The following is a 19,664-nucleotide window of genomic DNA, read 5'->3' as shown; positions in this document are numbered from 1 at the left end:
TGAGTCGGAACAGAAATCGCGTTCCTACGCAAATTTCAGGTCTGCAGATTGACCAAGCTGCTGCAGATTTCAAGTAGCCACGCAGACTTCAACACGGAGCCTGCGTTTTTACACAGCCTGGGCCGATAGCGGGCGTCTTTGGCTGGCGTGTGCCGCCACCAGCCCTTCAGGCGGGTTGGTGTGGTACTGGGCTTTCGTTTTAATGCCAGCCGTTGCGCTTTCCGCCGCACATTAAGCATTTGCTGTACGGGCCGTAACGGCCATCCAAATGGCGTACGGGGCCACCACAATTGGCGCAGCCACCCAATAGCTGCCCCTGCATCCAACGAAACTCTAGCCAAGCGCGGTAGAGCGCCCACGCTAGCCCGACTAGGGTAAGTCCGGCCGCCATCCAGAAAATCCCTCGCTTTAGGGGCGCAATCATTTGATCAAACAGCCCCGTTGATTCGGCGGAGGAATCAATCAGCAGCAGTACACCGCCCCCCAAAAGAGCAAGCAGTCCTGGCAAAGTGTAGAGCCTGAAATTCCGTTCTATTGTCGTGGCGTTAATGTCCATTTCGTACTGACGTCCTCTGTTCTTGGAGATTCTTATCCTACTAAATCTGCGCGCATCTGCATGCTGCGCTTATTCGGGCCGTTTTCTATTGGATAGCGCTACGAACGCTGTAGGGTCTATGCGAACCCGCCCAGCGCTTTCACTCAGGCATTCGTTGAGGCGTGCAACTTGAGCGGACGACAGACTTAGGTTCGCCTCCAGGCGCTCCAGAATGCTTTTCAGAAACGTACTTCTAGCCTCGCTTGGGGTTAACCGGAGCAGGTGCTGCATCCAAAATCGTGCGGCATATACTGCTTGCAAGTTTTGGAGGGAGAGATTCGGCATATCTCGGTCTGCCTTGGCCATCAAGTTGGATATGTGCAGGTAGTCATTGGGCTTCATATTCCCTTCGGCATAGCGATGACTTATCTCCTCCATCGGCTTGAGAAACATCCCGCGCAGAGTCTTAAGTTTTTCGGCACGAAGCAGTAAGTAGACCTCTGCTTTTTCTCTGCGTTGCTGCTCGGCCTGTTCGTCAGCAGATCTTTCACCGCCAGTTCCTGAGCCTCCTCGACCATTGGCACCCTTTTCCTCCTCGGGGTCGATTGCCGCTTTAGTCAGGTCGGGAACCTTCTCTCGATGGTTAATCGCGTACTTTTGCGCACACGTTGGTCCGGCCTGAACCTCGTCGCCTTGATCGTCACGAAGGATTCGCACTTTTCCTGAGGTGAGCTTGTTGGGGCAGAAGCGGCACTTAGGTTCGTCTGAAAAGTCGATTCGAACGAGTCTGAAAGGCATGGATCCCTCGTAGCAGCTGTTGATGGTGGCGCGCGCGTGCTTACCGCAGCGCCGTCGCTTTATAGCCGATGAAGCAGCGGCGCTGCATTCGGCACGGCTAACCTTGCATTTTTCGACGAAAAAAACGCATAAATTATCTTGAAAAATGGATTCATTTCCTAAAACTAGCATATTATACCGTGCCGTACGTATACAATAGGCTCAGTTGAGCATACAAAGTCGAGATTCTATAAATGGAGAACTTTCCTATTGTTCTAGCGTTGCTGCGCGCATCGGTTCGAGATAAGACCGGTGCGGTGGTGCAGCACGCTGAGCGTCTACGAGAGGCGTTACAGAAAGCCGGAGCCTCTGACGAGGCTCAGGCGATTACCGAAGTACTGGATAGCTCGCAGAAGCCAGGAGCTGGAAAGCTAGTGCCGTCTCGCGTTGTGAGGTCTCGGTTTGTGTCTGCTGGGGAGATGATGACGCCGAATACATCTCCTCCAGTGGACAAGGAAACCAGTGCCCCGCTCGCGGAAATATTTTTCCCTAATCAGCTAGAGGAGCTAGCCCCACCAATTCTTAACGAGCGCCTAGAGCGCGCGATTGGACACTTGCAGGAGCAGTGGCTTGGCGCAGCGGAGTTGCAAGCGGCTGGTATCAAAATTCCGCGCACTGCTTTGTTCTTCGGGGCGCCTGGTACGGGGAAAACTCGGTTGGCTATGTGGGCTGCCTCAAAGTTGGGCTTGCCTGTTGTTCTTGCACGCCTGGACGGCCTAACAAGCTCTTACCTGGGAACTACAGCCCGGAACATACGAGCGCTTTTCGACTTTGCTAATCGCTACCAGTGCCTGCTACTGCTAGACGAGTTTGATGGCATCGCGAAGCTTCGCGACGATCCGCAAGAGCTCGGGGAGGTGAAGCGAGTAGTCAATGCGGTGCTGCAAGCTATTGACGCTCGTGCCCCGCTTGGATTGACGATTGCAATTACGAACCATGAGTCGCTGCTTGATCCTGCTGTATGGCGGCGTTTCGACGCGCGTATCGAGATAGGCCTACCAGACGCAATCACTCGATCGAAGATCATCGAGCGTTATACCGAGGGCTTTGCTGTTAAGCCTGGCGCCGTCAAAGTTCTAACGTGGCTGGCCGAGGGATACAGCGGCTCAGATATCGAGACGATGTGCGACTTCCTCAAAAGGGATATAACACTGCGTGCAGGCCATAAGCCATCAGTGATAGATTCGGTTCAGCTCTTCCTGGATTTGTCGGCAACCAACGACTTTTCCCAGGCACGAGAAGCGATTTCGCGAGGGGATAGCTCCTGGATGCATCAGGTGCTGGCTTATAAAGATATGAAGATCGTTCAGGCAGATATCGCCGAGGCGATTCAGTCGACACAATCGAAGGTAAGCCGGCTTCTTAAGACTGCCGAGCGAGCCTAGCTAACAAGGATGTAGTTATGGCGAATAATCCCGTTCAGGTTGTTCTTCAAACTGACCAATACATGAAGCTGCCTGAGGGTGGCGGTGGCGGCGGAACAAAGGATTTCTACGAAGACCGCGATGACGAGTTCAAGCGCCACAAGCAGCAACTCTTAAAGCAGGTCGAATCCATTCGTACGGTTCTGTCGCGATCGGGCTCTCGGCGCGTGGGCTATGTCAAAGTCAGACTACAATCCAATGCGCTTGCCAAAAGCCATCGCCCAGTCGATGCGCTCTTCAAGTCGAAGAGCCTTCCCCTGGTCGGCTCCGGTGCGCTAGGAGAGCTTTATTTTGAAGTAACCCCGGATACCTTAGGAGCCGTTGCTGAAGCGATAAGCGACGCCGAGGAAACGGTTACCAAACGGGATAACAAGAACAAGCTGAAGGCGAGTTCTGCGCGATCTGAGACGGGCGCAATCGAAGAGATCACGCTTCCTTCTGTAAAAGACAAGCGAGGTTTTAGCCTTGAAAGTGCTGTTGAGCACTTCAAGAAATGGCCGGGCGCCCGTTACTTCACTGTAGAGCTATTCGTCGACGAGGCCTCTTTGCGCGCAGGCGACGGAAGAGCGGCAGCTCTTTCGGAGTTGACGTTGTTTCGCCGCGATCTCGGAAACCTATCCGAACACTTGAAGATTTGGTCTTCGGGAAGCGAATGGCGCGACTTGCACATCACCACCGTTCAGGTGCCTGCGTCATTTGTGAAGAGTGATCGCTTCGGCGAAACGCTTGGGCTCCTTGTCGAGTTTCTGGATCACTCACCACTAGTTCGTCGTTACGCGCTGGGCGCAGTGGTGGTAAGGGGTCAGCAATCTGCCCGCGTGCCCACTCCGCCAGCTCCCCTGTCGCGCGCCGCCCTGCCTGAGCCGCAACCAGGGGTCGATTACCCTGTGGTGGGAGTCGTTGACGCCGGCATCAGTCAACACCGGTCTATTTCTGCGTGGTCAGCGGGAGCTGTAGGGTTCATGAGGGAGCCCGACTCCGATCGGGATCACGGAACCTTCATTGCGGGCTTGTTGGTTAATGGCGCCGCCTTCAACCCCAACCAGCGCATTGAGCCTGACCCTTGTAAGTTTTTCGATTACGACCTCTTCACGGAAGATGAAGAGAAGTTTGAGGATAACTTCGAGCAAGGCTTCCTCGACATGATGCGTCAGCTGGATCAGGAACTGACCGACGCTAAGCCCGAGGGCATGAGGGTTATCAACTTAAGTCTCAACCCGGAGGACATGACTGATCAGAATGGTTACAGCCCCTATGCGGCCATTCTTGACGAAATCGCCGATAAGCATGACGTGATTTTCGTGATTTCTGCGGGAAACTTGGAGAGTGCTCAGGCTCGTAACCGCTGGCCAGACGGTGCAACGCCAGCGTTGCAACAGCTTGCGACATACCGGCAGCTGGGGGCTGACCGAATATACGTCCCTGGCGAAACGGCCAGAAATATTACTGTGGGTGCACTGGAACCCATCGACAGCTCGGGCTTAACCCGACCGGCTCGCTACTCAAGGCGAGGCCCAGCAACGTCGGCAGGCATAAAGCCTGACTTTGCTCATGTCGGCGGCTGTTTGGCTACCAACAATCCACTCCACTCGGTAGATCATTCTGGGAGCCTTGTTCCAGAAGAGGGAACGAGCTTTGCGGCTCCACTGGTGGCCAAGACGCTTGCCATCCTTGATCACCGGATTGAGGGGCGGCCGTCACGAGATGTGCTTCTAGCGCTGATGTATCACTTCGCCAAGATGCCTGCGCTGTTGAACGACAAGCTGTTAAACGATGTGAGCAAAGACTTTGCTGGGTTTGGCATTCCAGGGGCGGTGGATGACATGCTCGCCACTGATGACACATCGATTACCCTCGTGTTCCAGGATGTTCTTCCAAATAGAAAAGAGCTCTCGTTTGATTTCGAGTGGCCTGATGTTTTGGTCGAAAATGGCATTACGCGTGGGGTGGTCGATCTGACCATCGTTTACTCGCCCCCGTTTGATCGCCGGCACCAGGCTGAATTTACGCGGGTAAACCTCGACGCTTACCTGCGCCAAGAGACTTTCAACAAGAAAAAGCAGGAGTTCTCCTTCACTGGACGACTCAAGCCAGATCACGGTGGGATTTTGGAAAAAAATCTAATCGCACATGGCGCGAAATGGTGGCCAGTTAAGCGATACAGCCGCGAATTTACTCGCCTGGAAGGGACAAGTAACTGGCGGTTGGTTGTGGACTCCCTCACTAGGGCAGGTGCGGAATACCCCGCCTCGGGAGTGTCCTTCGCCGTCATTCTCACGATATCTGACCCAGATAAGAAAGCAGGTGTTTTCGCCAGTGCTCGGAGAGGGTTGGTCAACCAGGGCGTAAGGTTGCGAGATGTCAGAACGCAGGCGAGAGCAAGAGCGCGATGACTACGTTCAGGCTAAACGATGCGGCAGGGCCTGGAACCCATGTGTTCATCATTGGGGTAGGGGATTATCCGCATCTCAAAGACGGTTCCAAGGTGGCCGCAGCCGACCACCGGGGTATGGGGCAAATTACGTCCCCCCCCGTATCCGCTTTGGAATTGCTGAAGTGGGTTGATACCACGCTCAATAACCCTGACGCGCCTCTGAGGTCCATTGAGGTGCTGATTTCACAGGTCGGCCAGGCTGAATACACCGACACAAATGGGCTTCATAGTCAGATTGACCGACCTACGTGGGATAACTACGAGGATGCTGTAGCGGTATGGCATCAACGGGCCAACTCACACCCGGAAAACGTAGCGATTTTTTATTTCTGCGGCCACGGCTTAGGGGATGGAGTTAACACTCATCTCTTGATGGAGGACGCGGGGCGATCTGCACAGTTACTTCGGCATGCTCTGCGCATAGGGGATTTGCGGCTGGCGATGCGGGGCTGCGCAGCTCTAAAGCAGATTTATCTCGTTGATGCCTGTCGTACCGTGGATCTGGCTACAGTGCTGGATCCGTCCCAGATTGGGCTATCGGGACTGCCAAATATCAACCTTCTGAAGCCCTTTAAAGGGGAAAGCCCTGTGCTTTTCGCCGCCCAGGTTGGTGAGCAGGCATTTGGGGCTCCAGGACAGGTAAGTGTCTTCACTCAAGCATTGCTGCATGGCTTGAACCGTTCGGGGGTGTACCAGCCAAATGGACGGCACTGGGCCGTATCGCCCCAGCAGCTTCAGAGAGCAATTGCGGCTTTGATAGACGATTTTAGTGGGGCGTCCCATTGTCCGGCCGACGGCATCTCTGGAATAGGTTTCCAACTGCATGTTCTAACTCAGGCTCCGGAAGTAATCGTGCATGTAAGCCTCACCAATAACGCGGCAAACGATTCAGCGCAGCTTAGCTGCACGACTCCGAGTAATCGGATAGTGCGGCCAGATTTGGCTCACCCATGGAGAACATTTGTCCCCCATGGTCCATGCTCCGTCGAAGCCACTTTTGGTGCAGCAGCTCCTTACACTGTCGCGCCTGTTCATGTGCATATTTTCCCGCCATTCCAGAACATCACACTGGAGGTGCTATGAATCCGGTCATCATTCTTGAGTCAACTGATGAGCTGAACGAGCCGGCGCGAGAGGTGCTCTGCTCGGTTTGGCCCCTCTCTCAAGATGGGGATGAGGTGGCCATTGGTACACCAATATTCTCGGATCATATGGTCCAAGTCGGGGTTTCGCTGAGTGGCAGAGAAAACTCGACGTTAGCGTTGCCAGAGCCGGGGTCGTATTTAGTGGACGTCGGTTATCCAAATGGCCATTCACTTCGCACGACCATCACTGTCGATGAAAATCAGCGTTACCGGCTGCTAGTGAGCGGCCTAAAACGTGTGCCAATTACTGATATCTCGACGCTGAGAGCACGTAGATCTGACGGTGAGAGCAGTTTCGGCTGGGTTCCTCGGGTGCTTGCCGCTGGAGCAAGACGTGTCTCTGTCCGGAAACAAGATATTGAAGTTAGCGCGTATACCCAGCAGGATGAGTTAACTCTTACAGGGCTTTATGAGTTTGCTAGCAATATCAAACATCCTGCCGCTCAAAGCGAAAGTATTTTTACGCGCGCCATCACTAATGAATTAAGGCACGAGATTACTCTTGGCAATAGTGGCGTCGAAGTAGAGCGCAGCACTGCGCGGCGATGGTTAATCGTTAGTGGTAAAGGAAAAGCTCAAACTCTGATTGCATACCCTGATGGTTGGGCTTGTGAGGATAGCGATCCTTTCAAACTCATCATGGAGCGTAAAAGCAATGGGGGAAAACAGAGATTTAAGTGGTCCGCGTCGCTAAAGCTTATGGATCCTGTTTATGGTTCTTTGGTCGAGTATTTAACACGCCGAGATATAAGTTCTACACTTTCAATTTCTGAGAGTGACCGTGGAAAGGCGGCAACAGCGTTATATAGAAAAAAACAAAACCCTTTTTCGGCTGCTGCTGCAGCTTACTTGCTTGCCTTATCGGGAGTGATGGATCAAAAACACTACGCGTGGGTGGAGAACTTATGCTTCAAATATATGTGGATGCCGGATGGGGCAATTGCCTTGGGTTGGATAAGCCTTAACAAAGAAACCCCTGATGGTATGGCGTACACCGAAGCAAAATCGTGGTTTTCCCAGGCTTGGTCTCGCGGCTTGCCCTACTACACTGTTGGACTCCATGTCCTCATAGACGGTCTCACCTTGCTGTATCGGGTTGACCCGTCGGATCAGGCGGTTCGAAGTATGTTGTCTGCGGCGAAGGCAGCAGACGTAGCTTGCGTTAGGACGGAGCCATTTACCACGCTGGAGATATCCAGATACGTCAGCCTGCCGAGGATCAGCTGATGTTCAGATTGAGCGCACTGCCTGCCAGCTTTGGCGACTGTTTGTGGATTGAGTATGGAGATGGGGATCATCCTAATGTGATCCTCGTAGATGCAGGGCCATCTTTGCCTAAGGCGCTTATCGCTAAATTGAAAGCTCTGGCTTCTCGCGGAGGCCACCTAGAGCTGGTTGTTGTTACTCACGTTGATAAGGACCATATCGGCGGCATGCTTACGCTTTTAGAAAAAGATTTCTATGGCGTGAAAGTGCGTGACTTCTGGTTCAATGGATTTCGGCACCTCTCAGAGCTCGAAGCATTTGGGGAGAAGCAAGGAGAGCGTTTGACAGCGCTGCTGCTTACCAAAGGCGTTGCATGGAATGCGGTAGTGGAGAATGCAGGACTGTTGGTTACTCCCGAGACCTGCCCGACCTTTGTTCTTCCAGGCGGCGCGAAAATCACTTTACTCTCGCCGGATAGACCGCAACTTGAACGTTTGAAGACCAGCTGGATCAAGGTATGCGGCGAAGCTGACCTGTACGCAGATGTTGCGGCTGTAACTGAGTATTTTGGTATGGAGGGTATGGATGCTTTTGGTGCAGCTGGCGCCTTAGATGTACCTACGTTGGCCGCTCAGAAGTTCGAAGAAGATTACGCTGAAGCCAATGGGAGTAGCATTGCATTTATCGTCGAGTACGATGGGCGAAGGTTACTACTTGGTGCTGATGCCTATCCTTCTCGCCTTACAAAATCACTGTCACAGGTATGGGGGGATCCGCCATATCGATTTGATCTGGTCAAGGTTCCACATCACGGTAGCGAAAGCAATTTGTCCAAAGAGTTTGTAGAGGCGATCGACTGTGAGCGATATTTATTCAGCTCCAATGGCGCGTATTTTAAACATCCCTCTCAGCCAGCAGTGGCCCGTGTAGTCCACTATGGAAAAGAGCCTGAGTTGATATTCAATTATCGAACTAGTTTTTCCGAGATTTGGGATAACGCGGCTTTGAAATCTCTCTACAAGTACACGACCGTCTATGGTGATGAAGATGGCGCTTCAGTCGATATTTGAAGGCTCTTAGGCGCGCGGCCAACCTGCGAATACGGTGGTTGCGTAGCGTCTGTCTCCGATTTAGTATCTGGCGAAGGCGGTGATGGTCGCCTGGCGCCTGCTACGCGAAGCAATAGCCCATCAGATGCACCCTCTTCAAATCGGCACGCCAATCCATGACGCTGCCCGGTGAGCAGGTAACCGGTTACCAAGCGTCCACGGTTTGGAGTCCGTCTTATGTCTGCTTTTTCTTGCTACAACATTCTGAAATCTCAAGCTAAAACTCTGTCTCGCGAGCGTGATATCAAACTCGCCGATGCATTGGAGATGGTGGCGGCTTCGGCCAAATTTTCGAGTTTCCACGAGCTGTCAAAAGTAGCGAAAACCGCCCCGATGGAGGCACGCCTGATGTCCGCAGCATTAGGGGTGGCAGACCTGCGTGAGGCAATCCATGAGGACGAGGTTCCGATGGAGCTGGAAGACCTGCTCGCAGGTGCAGTTGCCGAAACTAACGCCTCGGAGTTCAGCGTCTATGATCTTGTGGCTAACGCCGCTGAGTATGACGACGCGCGGGGAATGCTAACTCTTGGAGTGTCTCTTTCCTACCGGGGTAAGCAGCACCAAGATCGAGTCTACTTCGGGTCAGCGTTCTACTTGGACTGTACGGCCTATCTTCTGCGTCGGGATGGCATCTGGAAGCTCGCCGAAGACGATGGGCTGCTGATCAACCATGGCGAGCCTGATCGTGATCGGGAAGCAGAGTTTGATTACCTGGAGTCGGAACGTCAGCGGGAGCTCGCGAATCGACCACTGATATCTTTGGCTGAGGCATTGGCGGACGAGTTTGAGATTGGCATTGATGAAGCAGAGCAACTCGTCGACGCCGAGATTACCTCTAACGAGTCCGAGGATGGACATCCTTACGGATACTGGATTGACGTCGAGCCTGTCGCATCGGAAACACTTAAGCGCAAGCTGCGGAACAGGTTCGGTTCGCTCCAGATTCAGCTCGGCATCAACTTCTTCGACCAAATCGACAGTAATCTTGATTGATCTGAAGAGGGGGTAGCTTGTAGCTACCCCCTCTTGCCACAGAGAGTTATTTTGTTGATCTAAAGTGAAAGTTGGCGAATGGCGGTGGTCGGCTGACGTTCAAAGATCATCCTGTGGTTTTTCTCCGAATACTGCTGAAAGGGGCTGAGCTTGGACGATAGCCGGCTAGAGCTTATCCCCGAAGCGATCACAGGAGCACTTACAAAACGTTAAGTTTTGGAGCCTAATTTTGACCCCAAATCAGCAAAAGCTAACTAAAAGCTCTGCCCTGACACAGGATTGATAGGAAAGAGATGCTGAAGAGGCTGGGAAAGCACTGGCTATGGGGGCTCGACTGCAGATCGTAAAACGTGACTAAAAATTAATGGGGTAGATCAGATGATTGAGCCATGGATAACCTTGGTTCTAGACAGGAAACGAAAGAGAAGCCGCCAACTGATGCGTGTAACCGGTGGCTACACGGCGGGGGCGGAGCCGCCAGACAATGCCAACGCCGGCGTTAAAGCCTCGGGCTTTGCACAGTCGCGCGCGCGTGCGGCAAAGCTACCGGAATGCGCCGTGCAGGGCAAACGACGCTCGTCGGTGACGCTGGCACTTCGCCACAGTTATGGCATCCTAGCCGCCCTTTGCATGCCACTCCACGTCCAGGACCGCGCAATTGCCGACAGTCACGCCCTCACCCGCACCGCACACGCCCAGCGCACCGCTGAATGTGGCGATGCGTGGGCCGACCCGTGGCGCACTGGTGGTACTGGTCCTGAGCATGCTGATACTGCTGCTCTGGCAACTGCGTCAGGAGTCGCAGCAGCTGCTCGACAACCAGCGCCAGCTCAGCCTCGCCTACAGCACCCAGCTGGCCAACCACATCGGCCTGAACATGGAGCTCAAGGCCAGCGCCGGCCAGGCCCTGTTGCAGCAACATGTGCTGCCGCCGATAAACCCCGAACTCCGCGACGAGCTGCTGCACACCCTGCGCGGGGTGTTCCCGACGCTGCGCAGCGTGGCCTGGCTGAATGCCCAGGGCAGGCCGGTGGCCGACAGCGACGGCAGCAGCAGCAGCAGCAGCAGCAGCAGCAGCAGCAGCGATGCGCCATTTCTCCGCGAATTGCTCGCCCGCGCCCGCGACGAGGTGTTTTTCTATTCTTTCAGCGCCCACGAGCGCGGTCGTATCTATCTGTTGTTGCGTCATAACAGCGACAGCCCGGCCAGCGGCTTCTGGGTGCTGCGCCTGACCAACCAGGCCCTCAGCAGCTGGCTCAACGAACACCACAAGAGCCCGCACCAATGGCTGCTGGAAGACCGCAACGTGCAACGGGTGATCGTCAGCCATAACCAGCCGGCGCTCAACAGCCCGATCGCCCCGCCAGTGACGGCGGAAAACCTGGCGCAGAGCACCCTGGTCACCCCGCTCAAGGGCAGCGACTGGCAATTGCGCGCACTGTTCAACGAACGCAAGGTGCGCGCCGAGCAACTGCCGCAACAGGCCAGCAAGCTGCTGCTGTTTGTCCTCTGCGCCGCGCTGACCCTGTTGGCGCTGTATCGCCTGCTGCACGAGCAGCGCAGCCTGCACGCCGCCAACACCGCCTCACGGCGCTACCTGCAACAGGCGGCCAGCGTGCTCGGGGCGATCGAGGAGCGCGTGCTGGTCACCGACAGCCTGGGCCAGTTGCAGTACCTCAACCCGCAGGCCGAGACGATGTTCGGCCTGAGCAATGACGAGGCGCGCGACTGGCACCTGCTCAAGCTGCTGCCGCGTCTCGACCCGCTGCTGCTGCATGACACCGCACTGCACAACGACCTCGGCCCGGACCTGGTGGAAATCCAGCAGAACGGTACCACCCGGCTGTACGACATCAGCCGCAGCGATCTCAGTGAAGACAACAAGCGCGCCGGCTTTGTCTGGGTGCTGCGCGATGTCACCGAGGAGCAGCGCGCCTCGCACGTGTTGCAGGAGACCCGCCGGCGCTACCAGGACATCTTCGAAGGCACCGGCACCGCACTCTGCGTGCTCGACCTCGCCGAGCTGCAACGCTACCTGCACCAGCAGCAGCTGCACGACCTGGCCAGCCTGCAGCGCTGGCTGGACGCCGACCCGCAGCACCATGGCGAAATCTGCCGGCGCATGCGCCTGACCGAAACCAATCAGGTGGCCCTGCAACTGCTCGGCGTCGACTCCAACCAGCAAGCCTGGCAACACCTGTTCAACAGCGGTCCACTGCACCTCGAAGGCTTCCGCCTGCAATTGGTCAACGCCATGTTCAACGGCGGCGGCCTGCTAGAAATGGAGCGACGCATCACCACCCCGCAAGGCCACGAGCGCCACCTGTGGCTGCTGCTGCGCCTGCCGGAAAGCATCGACGACCTGCAGGCCGTCACCCTCAGCATCAGCGACATCACCAACCGCAAGCGCATTGAAACCTCGTTGATCGAGCGTGAGCGCTTCTGGTCCGATGTGGTCAGCGCCGTGCCCGACACCATTTACGTGCACGACATCATCGGCAAGCGGGTGATGTACAGCAACAACCACCTCGGCCCGCGCCTGGGCTACAGCAAGGCGGAGATGCACGAGCTGGGCGAGCGTCTGTGGGAAAAGATCCTGCATCCCGACGATGTCGAGCTGTACCAGCGCATGCGCAATATCCAGCAGGTGCTGGGCAACGGCCTGCTGATGCAGTTCGAACTGCGCTGGCGGCACCGCGATGGCAGCTGGCACTGGTTCGATATCCGCGAGCAGGCCCTGGCACGCGATGCCAGAGGCCGGGTCAGCCGCCTGATCGGTGTGGCCAAGGACATCACCGAGCAGATCACCCACAGCGAATCGCTGCGCACCAGCGAACAGCGCTACCGCCTGCTGGCCGAAAGCATCAGCGACGTGATCTTCTCCACCGATGCCGGCCTGCAACTCAACTACGTCAGCCCCTCGGTGATGCCGGTGCTCGGCTATGACAGCGAGTGGGCGCTGGCCAATGGTTTCCAGAGCCTGGCGACCAACCCGCGCCAACTGACCGGTTTCTACGAACTGCTCGAGCGGGTGCGCAACGCCCTCGGCGACCCGCAGCGCCTGGCCGAACTGCGTGCGCAGTTTCTGCCGCAACTGTTCGTCTTTGACGCGCTGCGCGCCGATGGCCAGAAGATTCCGGTGGAACTGCGCCTGGTGCCGATGTGGGACGACAGCGGGCGCTTCGAAGGGCTGCTCGGGGTTGGCCGCGACATCAGCCTGCAACGCCGCGCCGAGAAAGACCTGCGCATGGCCGCCACGGTATTCGAGCACTCCACCGCGGCGATCCTGGTCACCGACCCGGCCGGCTATATCGTCCAGGTCAACAATGCCTTCAGCCGCGTCAGTGGCTACAGCTCGCAGCAGATTCTCGACCAGTTGCCGGGCATGCTCACCGCCGACACCCAGCAGGCCAGCCACCTGACCTACGTGCTCAAGCAGCTCAACCAGCACGGCAGCTGGGAAGGCGAGGTGTGGTTGAAGCGTCGCAACGGCGAGACCTTCCCGGCCTGGGTCGGCATCACCGCGGTGCGCGACGACGAAGGCGACCTGGTCAGCTATGTGTGCTTCTTCAGCGACATCAGTGAGCGCAAGGCCAGCGAGCAGCGCATTCACCGCCTGGCCTACTACGACGCCCTGACCCAGTTGCCCAACCGCACCCTGTTCCAGGATCGCCTGCACAGCGCCCTGCAGCACGGCGCGCGGCACCAGGAGTGGGTGGCGCTGATGTTCCTCGACCTCGACCGCTTCAAGCCGATCAACGACTCGCTCGGCCACGCCGCTGGCGACCGCATGCTCAAGGAGGTGGCCGTGCGCCTGGCCGCCTGCGTGAACGGCGACGATACGGTGGCGCGCATGGGCGGCGACGAATTCACCCTGCTGCTGCAATCCCAGGGCGACCGCGAAGGCGCGCTGAAACGCGCCATCCATGTCGGCGAGCAGATTCTCGCCAGCCTGGAACAGCCGTTTATCCTCGAAGGCCGCGAGTTCTTCGTCACCGCCAGTATTGGCATCGCTCTGTCCCCGCAAGACGGTGACGAGCTGAGTCAGCTGATGAAAAACGCCGACACCGCCATGTACCACGCCAAGGAGCGCGGCAAGAACAACTTCCAGTTCTACCAGGCCGACATGAACGCCAGCGCCCTGCAGCGCCTGGAGCTGGAAAGTGACCTGCGCCACGCCCTCGAACAAGGCGAGTTCCGCCTGTATTACCAACCGCAGTTCTCCGGCGACGGCAAGCGCCTGACCGGGGCCGAGGCGCTGCTGCGCTGGCAGCACCCGCAACGCGGCCTGGTACCGCCAAACGACTTTATTCCGGTACTCGAAGAGCTGGGCCTGGTGGTGCAGGTCGGTGACTGGGTGCTGCGCGAGTCCTGCCGCCAGCTGGCCGAATGGCACAAAGCGAAGATCCGCGTGCCGAAGATTTCGGTCAACCTCTCGGCCCGCCAGTTTGCCGAAGGCGACCTCGACCAGCGTATCGCCCAGATCATCGAGCAGAGCGGCATTGCAGCGGCCTGCCTGGAGCTGGAACTGACCGAAAGCATCCTGATGGAAGACGTGACCAACGCCATGCACACCCTCACCAGCCTCAAGCAGCTGGGTGTGTGCATCGCCATCGACGACTTCGGCACCGGCTACAGCTCGCTGAACTACCTCAAGCAGTTCCCCATCGACGTACTGAAGATCGACCGCAGCTTCGTCGACGGCCTGCCCCACGGCGAGCAGGACGGGCAGATCGCCCGGGCGATCATCGCCATGGCCCACAGCCTGAACCTGACGGTAATTGCCGAGGGCGTGGAAACCCTGGCCCAGCTGGACTTCCTGCGCGGCCATGATTGTGACGAAGTGCAGGGCTTCCTCCTCGGCCGGCCGATGCCGCCGCAGCAGTTCACCTCACTGTTTACCGGCACCGCGCTGTTTATGCTTGGCTAGCCGGCCGCCTGGCCAACAACAATCCCCCGCCTAACGCTCACGCATGAGCCCCGCTTGTCTGCCAGATGACCACGCTTCATATGCCTGTTTATTACGGATGGGGTAGAATTCGCCCCCTCTTTCTACCGCCCAGCTGATTTTCTCAGGGGAATGCTATGTTCAGCCGTGATTTGACTATCGCCCGTTATGACGCCGAATTGTTTGCCGCGATGGAGCAAGAAGCCCAGCGCCAGGAACATCACATCGAGCTGATCGCCTCGGAGAACTACACCAGCCCAGCGGTGATGGAAGCCCAAGGCTCGGTACTGACCAACAAGTACGCCGAAGGCTATCCGGGCAAGCGTTACTACGGCGGTTGCGAATACGTCGACATCGTCGAGCAGCTGGCCATCGACCGCGCCAAGGAGCTGTTCGGTGCTGATTACGCCAACGTCCAGCCGCACGCCGGCAGCCAAGCCAACAGCGCCGTGTACCTGGCCCTGCTGTCGGCCGGCGACACCATCCTGGGCATGAGCCTGGCCCACGGCGGCCACCTGACCCACGGTGCCAGCGTTTCCTCCTCCGGCAAGCTGTACAACGCCGTGCAGTACGGCATCACCGATGCCGGTCTGATCGACTACGACGAAGTCGAGCGCCTGGCCGTCGAGCACAAGCCGAAGATGATCGTGGCCGGCTTCAGCGCCTACTCCCAGGTGCTGGATTTCCCGCGCTTCCGCGCCATCGCTGACAAGGTCGGTGCCTACCTGTTCGTTGACATGGCCCACGTGGCCGGTCTGGTTGCCGCTGGCGTGTACCCGAACCCGGTGCCGTTCGCCGACGTCGTTACCACCACCACCCACAAGACCCTGCGCGGCCCGCGTGGCGGCCTGATCCTGGCCAAGGCCAACGAAGCGATCGAGAAGAAGCTCAACTCTGCGGTATTCCCGGGTGCCCAAGGCGGCCCGCTGGAGCACGTGATCGCGGCCAAGGCGGTGTGCTTCAAGGAAGCCCTGCAGCCTGAGTTCAAGGCTTACCAGCAGCAAGTGGTGAAGAACGCCCAGGCCATGGCCAGCGTGTTTATCGAGCGCGGCTTCGACGTGGTCTCCGGCGGCACGCAGAACCACCTGTTCCTGCTGTCCCTGATCAAGCAGGACATCACCGGTAAAGACGCCGACGCCGCCCTGGGTCGCGCCTTTATCACCGTGAACAAGAACAGCGTGCCGAACGACCCACGTTCGCCGTTCGTCACCTCCGGCCTGCGCATCGGCACCCCAGCCGTCACCACCCGTGGCTTCAAGGAAACCGAGTGCCGCGAGCTGGCCGGCTGGATCTGCGACATCCTGCAGAACATGGGCGACGAGTCGGTAGTCGACGCTGTGCGTGAGAAGGTCAAGGCCGTCTGCGCCAAGCTGCCGGTTTATGGCAACTAAGCGTCAGCGTTCTCGCTAGATAAAAAAGCCCGGCTGATGCCGGGCTTTTTTATTTCTGCCGAAACCGCCCTACCCCGTGACCTCGGCAAAGCCCTGGCGAATCGCCGCCTCCGGCAGGTTGTCGCCGATCAACACCAGCACGCTGTCGCGCGCCTCGTCTGCGCCCCACGCGCTGTCGTAATCGAAGCCGTACAGCCGTAGCACGCCCTGAAACACCATGCGCCGATCCTCACCGGCCACGCTGAGCACGCCCTTGTAGCGCAGCAACGAATTGCCATGCTGCTCCAGCAGGTTCTCCATAAAGACGCTGAGCCTGTCGAGATCCAGCGGCTTATCGGCTTTCAGCACCAGGGTGGTAATGCGGTCGAGCGAATTGACGGCGGACAGCGGGGTCATGCGCAACGCCGGGGCAATATCGGCATTCAGATTGAAACCACGGATATCCAGCAGCTCGGCCAGCTCGATGCGGCCGTGCTCGACCACCCGCAGCGGCGCGCGGCGATTGATCCGCTGCAAACGCTGGGTCAGCGCCTCGACGTGCGCGGCATCGACCAGGTCGGTCTTGCTCAACAGGATACGGTCGGCGAAACCGACCTGAGCCTGGGCAATGGTTTCCTGCAGGTGGCGCTCGGCATTCGCCGCATCCACCAGGGTGATGATGCCGTCCAGCACATAGCGCTCGCACAGCTCGTCACCGGCGAAGAAGGTCTGCGCCACCGGTGCCGGGTCGGCCAGACCGGTGCACTCGATCACCAGGCGGTCGAAGGCCAGCTCACCGGCATCCAGCTTGTCCAGCAGCAGGTACAGGGCTTTTTCCAACTCGACATGAATCGAGCAGCAGACGCAGCCATTGGCCAGGGTCATCACCTCGACCGGCGCGCTACCCAACAACTGGCCGTCGATCGGCGTATCGCTCAATTCGTTCTCGATCACCGCCAGTTTCAGGCCGTGCTCGGCCTGCAACATATGCTTGAGCAGGGTGGTCTTGCCGGCACCGAGAAAGCCGCTCAGCACGGTGACGGGAATAGGGGTATGCGACATGCGGATCATCCACCGTGCGGGTTAACGGTGGATGAACAAAGCGTCATCCACCCTAGAAAAGAACACGCCACGGCTAGCGTGGCGTGCAGGTATTGCAAGCGAGGGGTATCAACAGCAACGAACGGGACGCCCCTTGCCACCACCATAACGGGCTTCCTGGCGTTCACGGAAGAACGCCTCGTAGCTCATCACCGGCTGGTCCGGGTGCTTGTTACCCATGTGTTCGACATAGGTGTCGTAGTCGGGCATGCCGACCAGCATACGTGCGGCCTGCCCGAGGTACTTGCCCATACGGCTGAGATCATTGAACACGCGGTTCTCCTTATGACGAAGCCGGGCCCGCGCGCGGACCCGGCGGGCACTCAAGCGTCAGGCATGGCCTGGAACGCGGTTTCCTTGTCCGTCCGCTCGCTGCGCACCCAGGCCGCGCGACCGACCTTGATCGCGTAGAACAGGATGCTGAACACCACCACCAGGAACAGCACGCTGAGCGTGGCGTTGGTATAGGCGTTCATGATCACGTTCTGCATCTGCCCCAGGTCCTTGGCAGGTGCGAGGATCTGGCCCGCATCCAGGGCGGTTTCGTACTTCTTCGCCAGGGCGAGGAAGCCAACGGCCGGGTTGGCGTCGAACAGCTTGATCAGGCTCGCCGTGGTGGTGCAGATCAGCAACCACACCGCCGGCAACAAGGTGACCCAGACGTACTGCTGACGCTTCATCTTGATCAGCACCACGCTGCACAGCATCAGGGCGATACCGGCGAGCATCTGGTTGGAGATGCCGAACAGCGGCCACAGGGTGTTGATGCCGCCCAACGGATCGATCACGCCCTGGTACAGCAGGTAGCCCCACAGCGCCACGCAGCCGGCGGTGGCCAGCACGTTGGCCGTCCAGGACTCGGTGCGCTTGAGCGACGGCACGAAGGTGCCGAGCAGGTCCTGCAGCATAAAGCGCCCGGCACGGGTGCCCGCATCCACGGCAGTGAGGATAAACAGCGCCTCGAACAGAATCGCGAAGTGGTACCAGAAGGCCATGGTGTTCTGCCCAGGCAGCACCTGATGGAGGATCTGCGCGATACCCACGGCCAGCGTCGGCGCACCACCGGCACGGTTGAGGATCGAACTTTCGCCGATATCGCGGGCGACGGCCTCCAGCGCATCCGGGGTGATGGCAAAGCCCCAGCTGCTGACCGCTGCGGCCACGCTGACGACATCGGTGCCGACCACCGCGGGCGGGCTGTTCATGGCGAAGTACACGCCCGGCTCGATTACCGATGCCGCGACCATGGCCATAATTGCCACCATCGACTCCATCAGCATGCCGCCGTAACCGATGTAGCGCGCGTGGGACTCGTTAGCCAGCAGCTTGGGTGTGGTGCCTGAGCTGATCAGCGCATGGAAGCCGGACACCGCACCACAGGCGATGGTGATAAACAGGAAGGGGAACAGCGCGCCTTTCCACACCGGGCCAGTGCCGTCGGTGAACTGGGTCAGCGCCGGCATTTTCAGCTCGGGGGCGAGAATCAGAATGCCGATGGCCAGGGCGACGATGGTGCCGATCTTGAGGAAGGTCGACAGGTAATCGCGCGGCGCGAGGATCAGCCAGACCGGCAGCACGGCGGCGACGAAGCCATAGCCGACCAGCATCCAGGTGATCTGCTCGCCGGTGAAGGTGAACACCACCGACCAGTACGGATCGAGGGAAATCACCCCGCCCAGCCAGATCGACGCCAGTAGCAGCACCACGCCAATCAGCGAGATTTCGCCAATCCGGCCGGGGCGCAGGTAGCGCATATAAACGCCCATAAACATGGCAATCGGGATGGTCGCCATCACCGTGAACATGCCCCACGGGCTGTGCGCCAGGGCCTTGACCACGATCAGCGAGAGCACCGCGAGGATGATGATCATGATCAGGAAGCAGCCGAACAGGGCAATGGTGCCCGGGATGCGGCCCATCTCCTCACGCACCATGTCGCCGAGCGAACGGGCGTTACGGCGGGTGGAGATGAACAGGACCATAAAGTCCTGCACGGCACCGGCCAGCACCACCCCGGCAATCAGCCACAGCGTGCCGGGCAAGTAGCCCATCTGTGCGGCGAGCACCGGCCCGACCAACGGGCCGGCACCGGCGATGGCGGCGAAGTGGTGACCGAACAGCACATGTTTGTTGGTCGGCACGAAGTCCAGACCGTCGTTGTTGAGCACCGCCGGCGTGGCCCGACGCGGATCGAGCTGCATCACCTTGGTGGCGATAAACAGGCTGTAGTAGCGATAAGCGACCAGATAGAGGGCCACCGCGGCCACCACTATCCACAAGGCGTTGATGGCCTCGCCGCGACGCAAGGCCACGACCCCCAAGGCGCAGGCACCCACCACGGCCAGCACTGCCCAAGGCAGGTGGCGCAGCAGACTATTGTTATGGTTCATAGGCACTCCCAATTCATGGACAGACAAGCTGCCGCACAAGCTTAGGCCGCCCTCGGCAAAGCTCCATGCGACCTTGGTCTAGAGGCAGACGCCACCGCTCGCCCACTCATCACGTTGTCGAGTGCAGCCAAACCGATCTAGCACCAATAAACAGCTGCTAAGCGCGGGCAAC

13 protein-coding genes are annotated in these 19,664 nt (G+C 58.3%); 8 read left to right on the top strand and 5 right to left on the bottom strand.

All coding sequences use genetic code 11. The features are described 5' to 3' along the window. Positions 1-199: 199 nt before the first annotated feature. Together WBK23_RS09070 and WBK23_RS09065 are read right to left on the bottom strand one after the other, a co-directional pair. Positions 200-556: a hypothetical protein gene (locus WBK23_RS09070; protein ID WP_424483643.1), complete on the bottom strand. Its 357-nt coding sequence runs from the start codon at positions 554-556 to the stop codon at positions 200-202. A gap of 69 nt (positions 557-625) precedes the next feature. Continuing rightward, a complete protein-coding gene (locus tag WBK23_RS09065) occupies positions 626-1,333 on the bottom strand; it encodes a hypothetical protein (protein ID WP_424483642.1) in 708 nt (235 codons plus the stop codon). A gap of 233 nt (positions 1,334-1,566) precedes the next feature. Here WBK23_RS09065 and WBK23_RS09060 point away from each other — a divergent pair, with 233 nt between their 5' ends. From WBK23_RS09060 to glyA, 8 genes are all read left to right on the top strand, one after another. Continuing rightward, positions 1,567-2,757 carry an AAA family ATPase gene (locus WBK23_RS09060; protein WP_424483641.1) on the top strand — a complete coding sequence of 397 codons (1,191 nt, stop codon included), beginning with the start codon at positions 1,567-1,569 and terminating at the stop codon, positions 2,755-2,757. A gap of 17 nt (positions 2,758-2,774) precedes the next feature. Continuing rightward, positions 2,775-5,189 (top strand): S8 family peptidase, encoded by a 2,415-nt coding sequence (locus WBK23_RS09055; protein ID WP_424483640.1) that lies wholly within the window; start codon positions 2,775-2,777, stop codon positions 5,187-5,189. A 41-nt stretch (positions 5,190-5,230) separates the two neighbouring features. Continuing rightward, positions 5,231-6,313, top strand: coding sequence for a caspase family protein (locus tag WBK23_RS09050; protein ID WP_424483639.1), 1,083 nt, complete (start codon positions 5,231-5,233; stop codon positions 6,311-6,313). Further along, on the top strand, positions 6,310-7,602 hold the full coding sequence (locus WBK23_RS09045) for a hypothetical protein (RefSeq protein WP_424483638.1): 1,293 nt from the start codon (positions 6,310-6,312) through the stop codon (positions 7,600-7,602). Before WBK23_RS09050 ends, WBK23_RS09045 begins: the two co-directional genes overlap by 4 nt. Further along, positions 7,602-8,651: a ComEC/Rec2 family competence protein gene (locus WBK23_RS09040; RefSeq protein WP_424483637.1), complete on the top strand. Its 1,050-nt coding sequence runs from the start codon at positions 7,602-7,604 to the stop codon at positions 8,649-8,651. The genes WBK23_RS09045 and WBK23_RS09040 overlap by 1 nt, the downstream gene beginning before the upstream one ends. A 216-nt stretch (positions 8,652-8,867) precedes the next feature. Continuing rightward, positions 8,868-9,683 (top strand): hypothetical protein, encoded by an 816-nt coding sequence (locus tag WBK23_RS09035; RefSeq protein WP_424483636.1) that lies wholly within the window; start codon positions 8,868-8,870, stop codon positions 9,681-9,683. A 718-nt stretch (positions 9,684-10,401) separates the two neighbouring features. Next, positions 10,402-14,613 (top strand): sensor domain-containing protein, encoded by a 4,212-nt coding sequence (locus WBK23_RS09030; RefSeq protein ID WP_424483653.1) that lies wholly within the window; start codon positions 10,402-10,404, stop codon positions 14,611-14,613. A gap of 155 nt (positions 14,614-14,768) precedes the next feature. Further along, positions 14,769-16,022, top strand: coding sequence for a serine hydroxymethyltransferase (gene glyA / locus WBK23_RS09025; protein ID WP_424483635.1), 1,254 nt, complete (start codon positions 14,769-14,771; stop codon positions 16,020-16,022). A 69-nt stretch (positions 16,023-16,091) separates the two neighbouring features. On the opposite strand, the gene yjiA is transcribed toward glyA, so the two are convergent. From yjiA to WBK23_RS09010, 3 genes are all read right to left on the bottom strand, one after another. After that, positions 16,092-17,063, bottom strand: coding sequence for a GTPase (gene yjiA, locus WBK23_RS09020; RefSeq protein WP_424483634.1), 972 nt, complete (start codon positions 17,061-17,063; stop codon positions 16,092-16,094). 108 nt (positions 17,064-17,171) lie between these two features. After that, positions 17,172-17,375, bottom strand: a complete 204-nt coding sequence (locus WBK23_RS09015) for a YbdD/YjiX family protein (protein ID WP_424483633.1) — start codon at positions 17,373-17,375, stop codon at positions 17,172-17,174. A gap of 50 nt (positions 17,376-17,425) precedes the next feature. Then, on the bottom strand, positions 17,426-19,492 hold the full coding sequence (locus WBK23_RS09010) for a carbon starvation CstA family protein (protein ID WP_424483632.1): 2,067 nt from the start codon (positions 19,490-19,492) through the stop codon (positions 17,426-17,428). Positions 19,493-19,664: the final 172 nt, after the last annotated feature.

This window comes from Pseudomonas sp. (genome assembly GCF_049653025.1).
Lineage (GTDB): Bacteria > Pseudomonadota > Gammaproteobacteria > Pseudomonadales > Pseudomonadaceae > Aquipseudomonas.
This window is presented reverse-complemented; position numbering and strand designations above follow the sequence as displayed.

Excerpts from the sequence above, each read along its gene's own strand:
- WBK23_RS09070 (WP_424483643.1), bottom strand. The coding sequence starts at position 556 with ATGGACATTAACGCCACGACAATAGAACGGAATTTCAGGCTCTACACT.
- WBK23_RS09065 (WP_424483642.1), bottom strand. The coding sequence starts at position 1,333 with ATGCCTTTCAGACTCGTTCGAATCGACTTTTCAGACGAACCTAAGTGC.
- WBK23_RS09060 (WP_424483641.1), top strand. The coding sequence starts at position 1,567 with ATGGAGAACTTTCCTATTGTTCTAGCGTTGCTGCGCGCATCGGTTCGA.
- WBK23_RS09055 (WP_424483640.1), top strand. The coding sequence starts at position 2,775 with ATGGCGAATAATCCCGTTCAGGTTGTTCTTCAAACTGACCAATACATG.
- WBK23_RS09045 (WP_424483638.1), top strand. The coding sequence starts at position 6,310 with ATGAATCCGGTCATCATTCTTGAGTCAACTGATGAGCTGAACGAGCCG.
- WBK23_RS09040 (WP_424483637.1), top strand. The coding sequence starts at position 7,602 with ATGTTCAGATTGAGCGCACTGCCTGCCAGCTTTGGCGACTGTTTGTGG.
- WBK23_RS09035 (WP_424483636.1), top strand. The coding sequence starts at position 8,868 with ATGTCTGCTTTTTCTTGCTACAACATTCTGAAATCTCAAGCTAAAACT.
- WBK23_RS09030 (WP_424483653.1), top strand. The coding sequence starts at position 10,402 with ATGCGTGGGCCGACCCGTGGCGCACTGGTGGTACTGGTCCTGAGCATG.
- glyA (WP_424483635.1), top strand. The coding sequence starts at position 14,769 with ATGTTCAGCCGTGATTTGACTATCGCCCGTTATGACGCCGAATTGTTT.
- yjiA (WP_424483634.1), bottom strand. The coding sequence starts at position 17,063 with ATGTCGCATACCCCTATTCCCGTCACCGTGCTGAGCGGCTTTCTCGGT.
- WBK23_RS09010 (WP_424483632.1), bottom strand. The coding sequence starts at position 19,492 with ATGAACCATAACAATAGTCTGCTGCGCCACCTGCCTTGGGCAGTGCTG.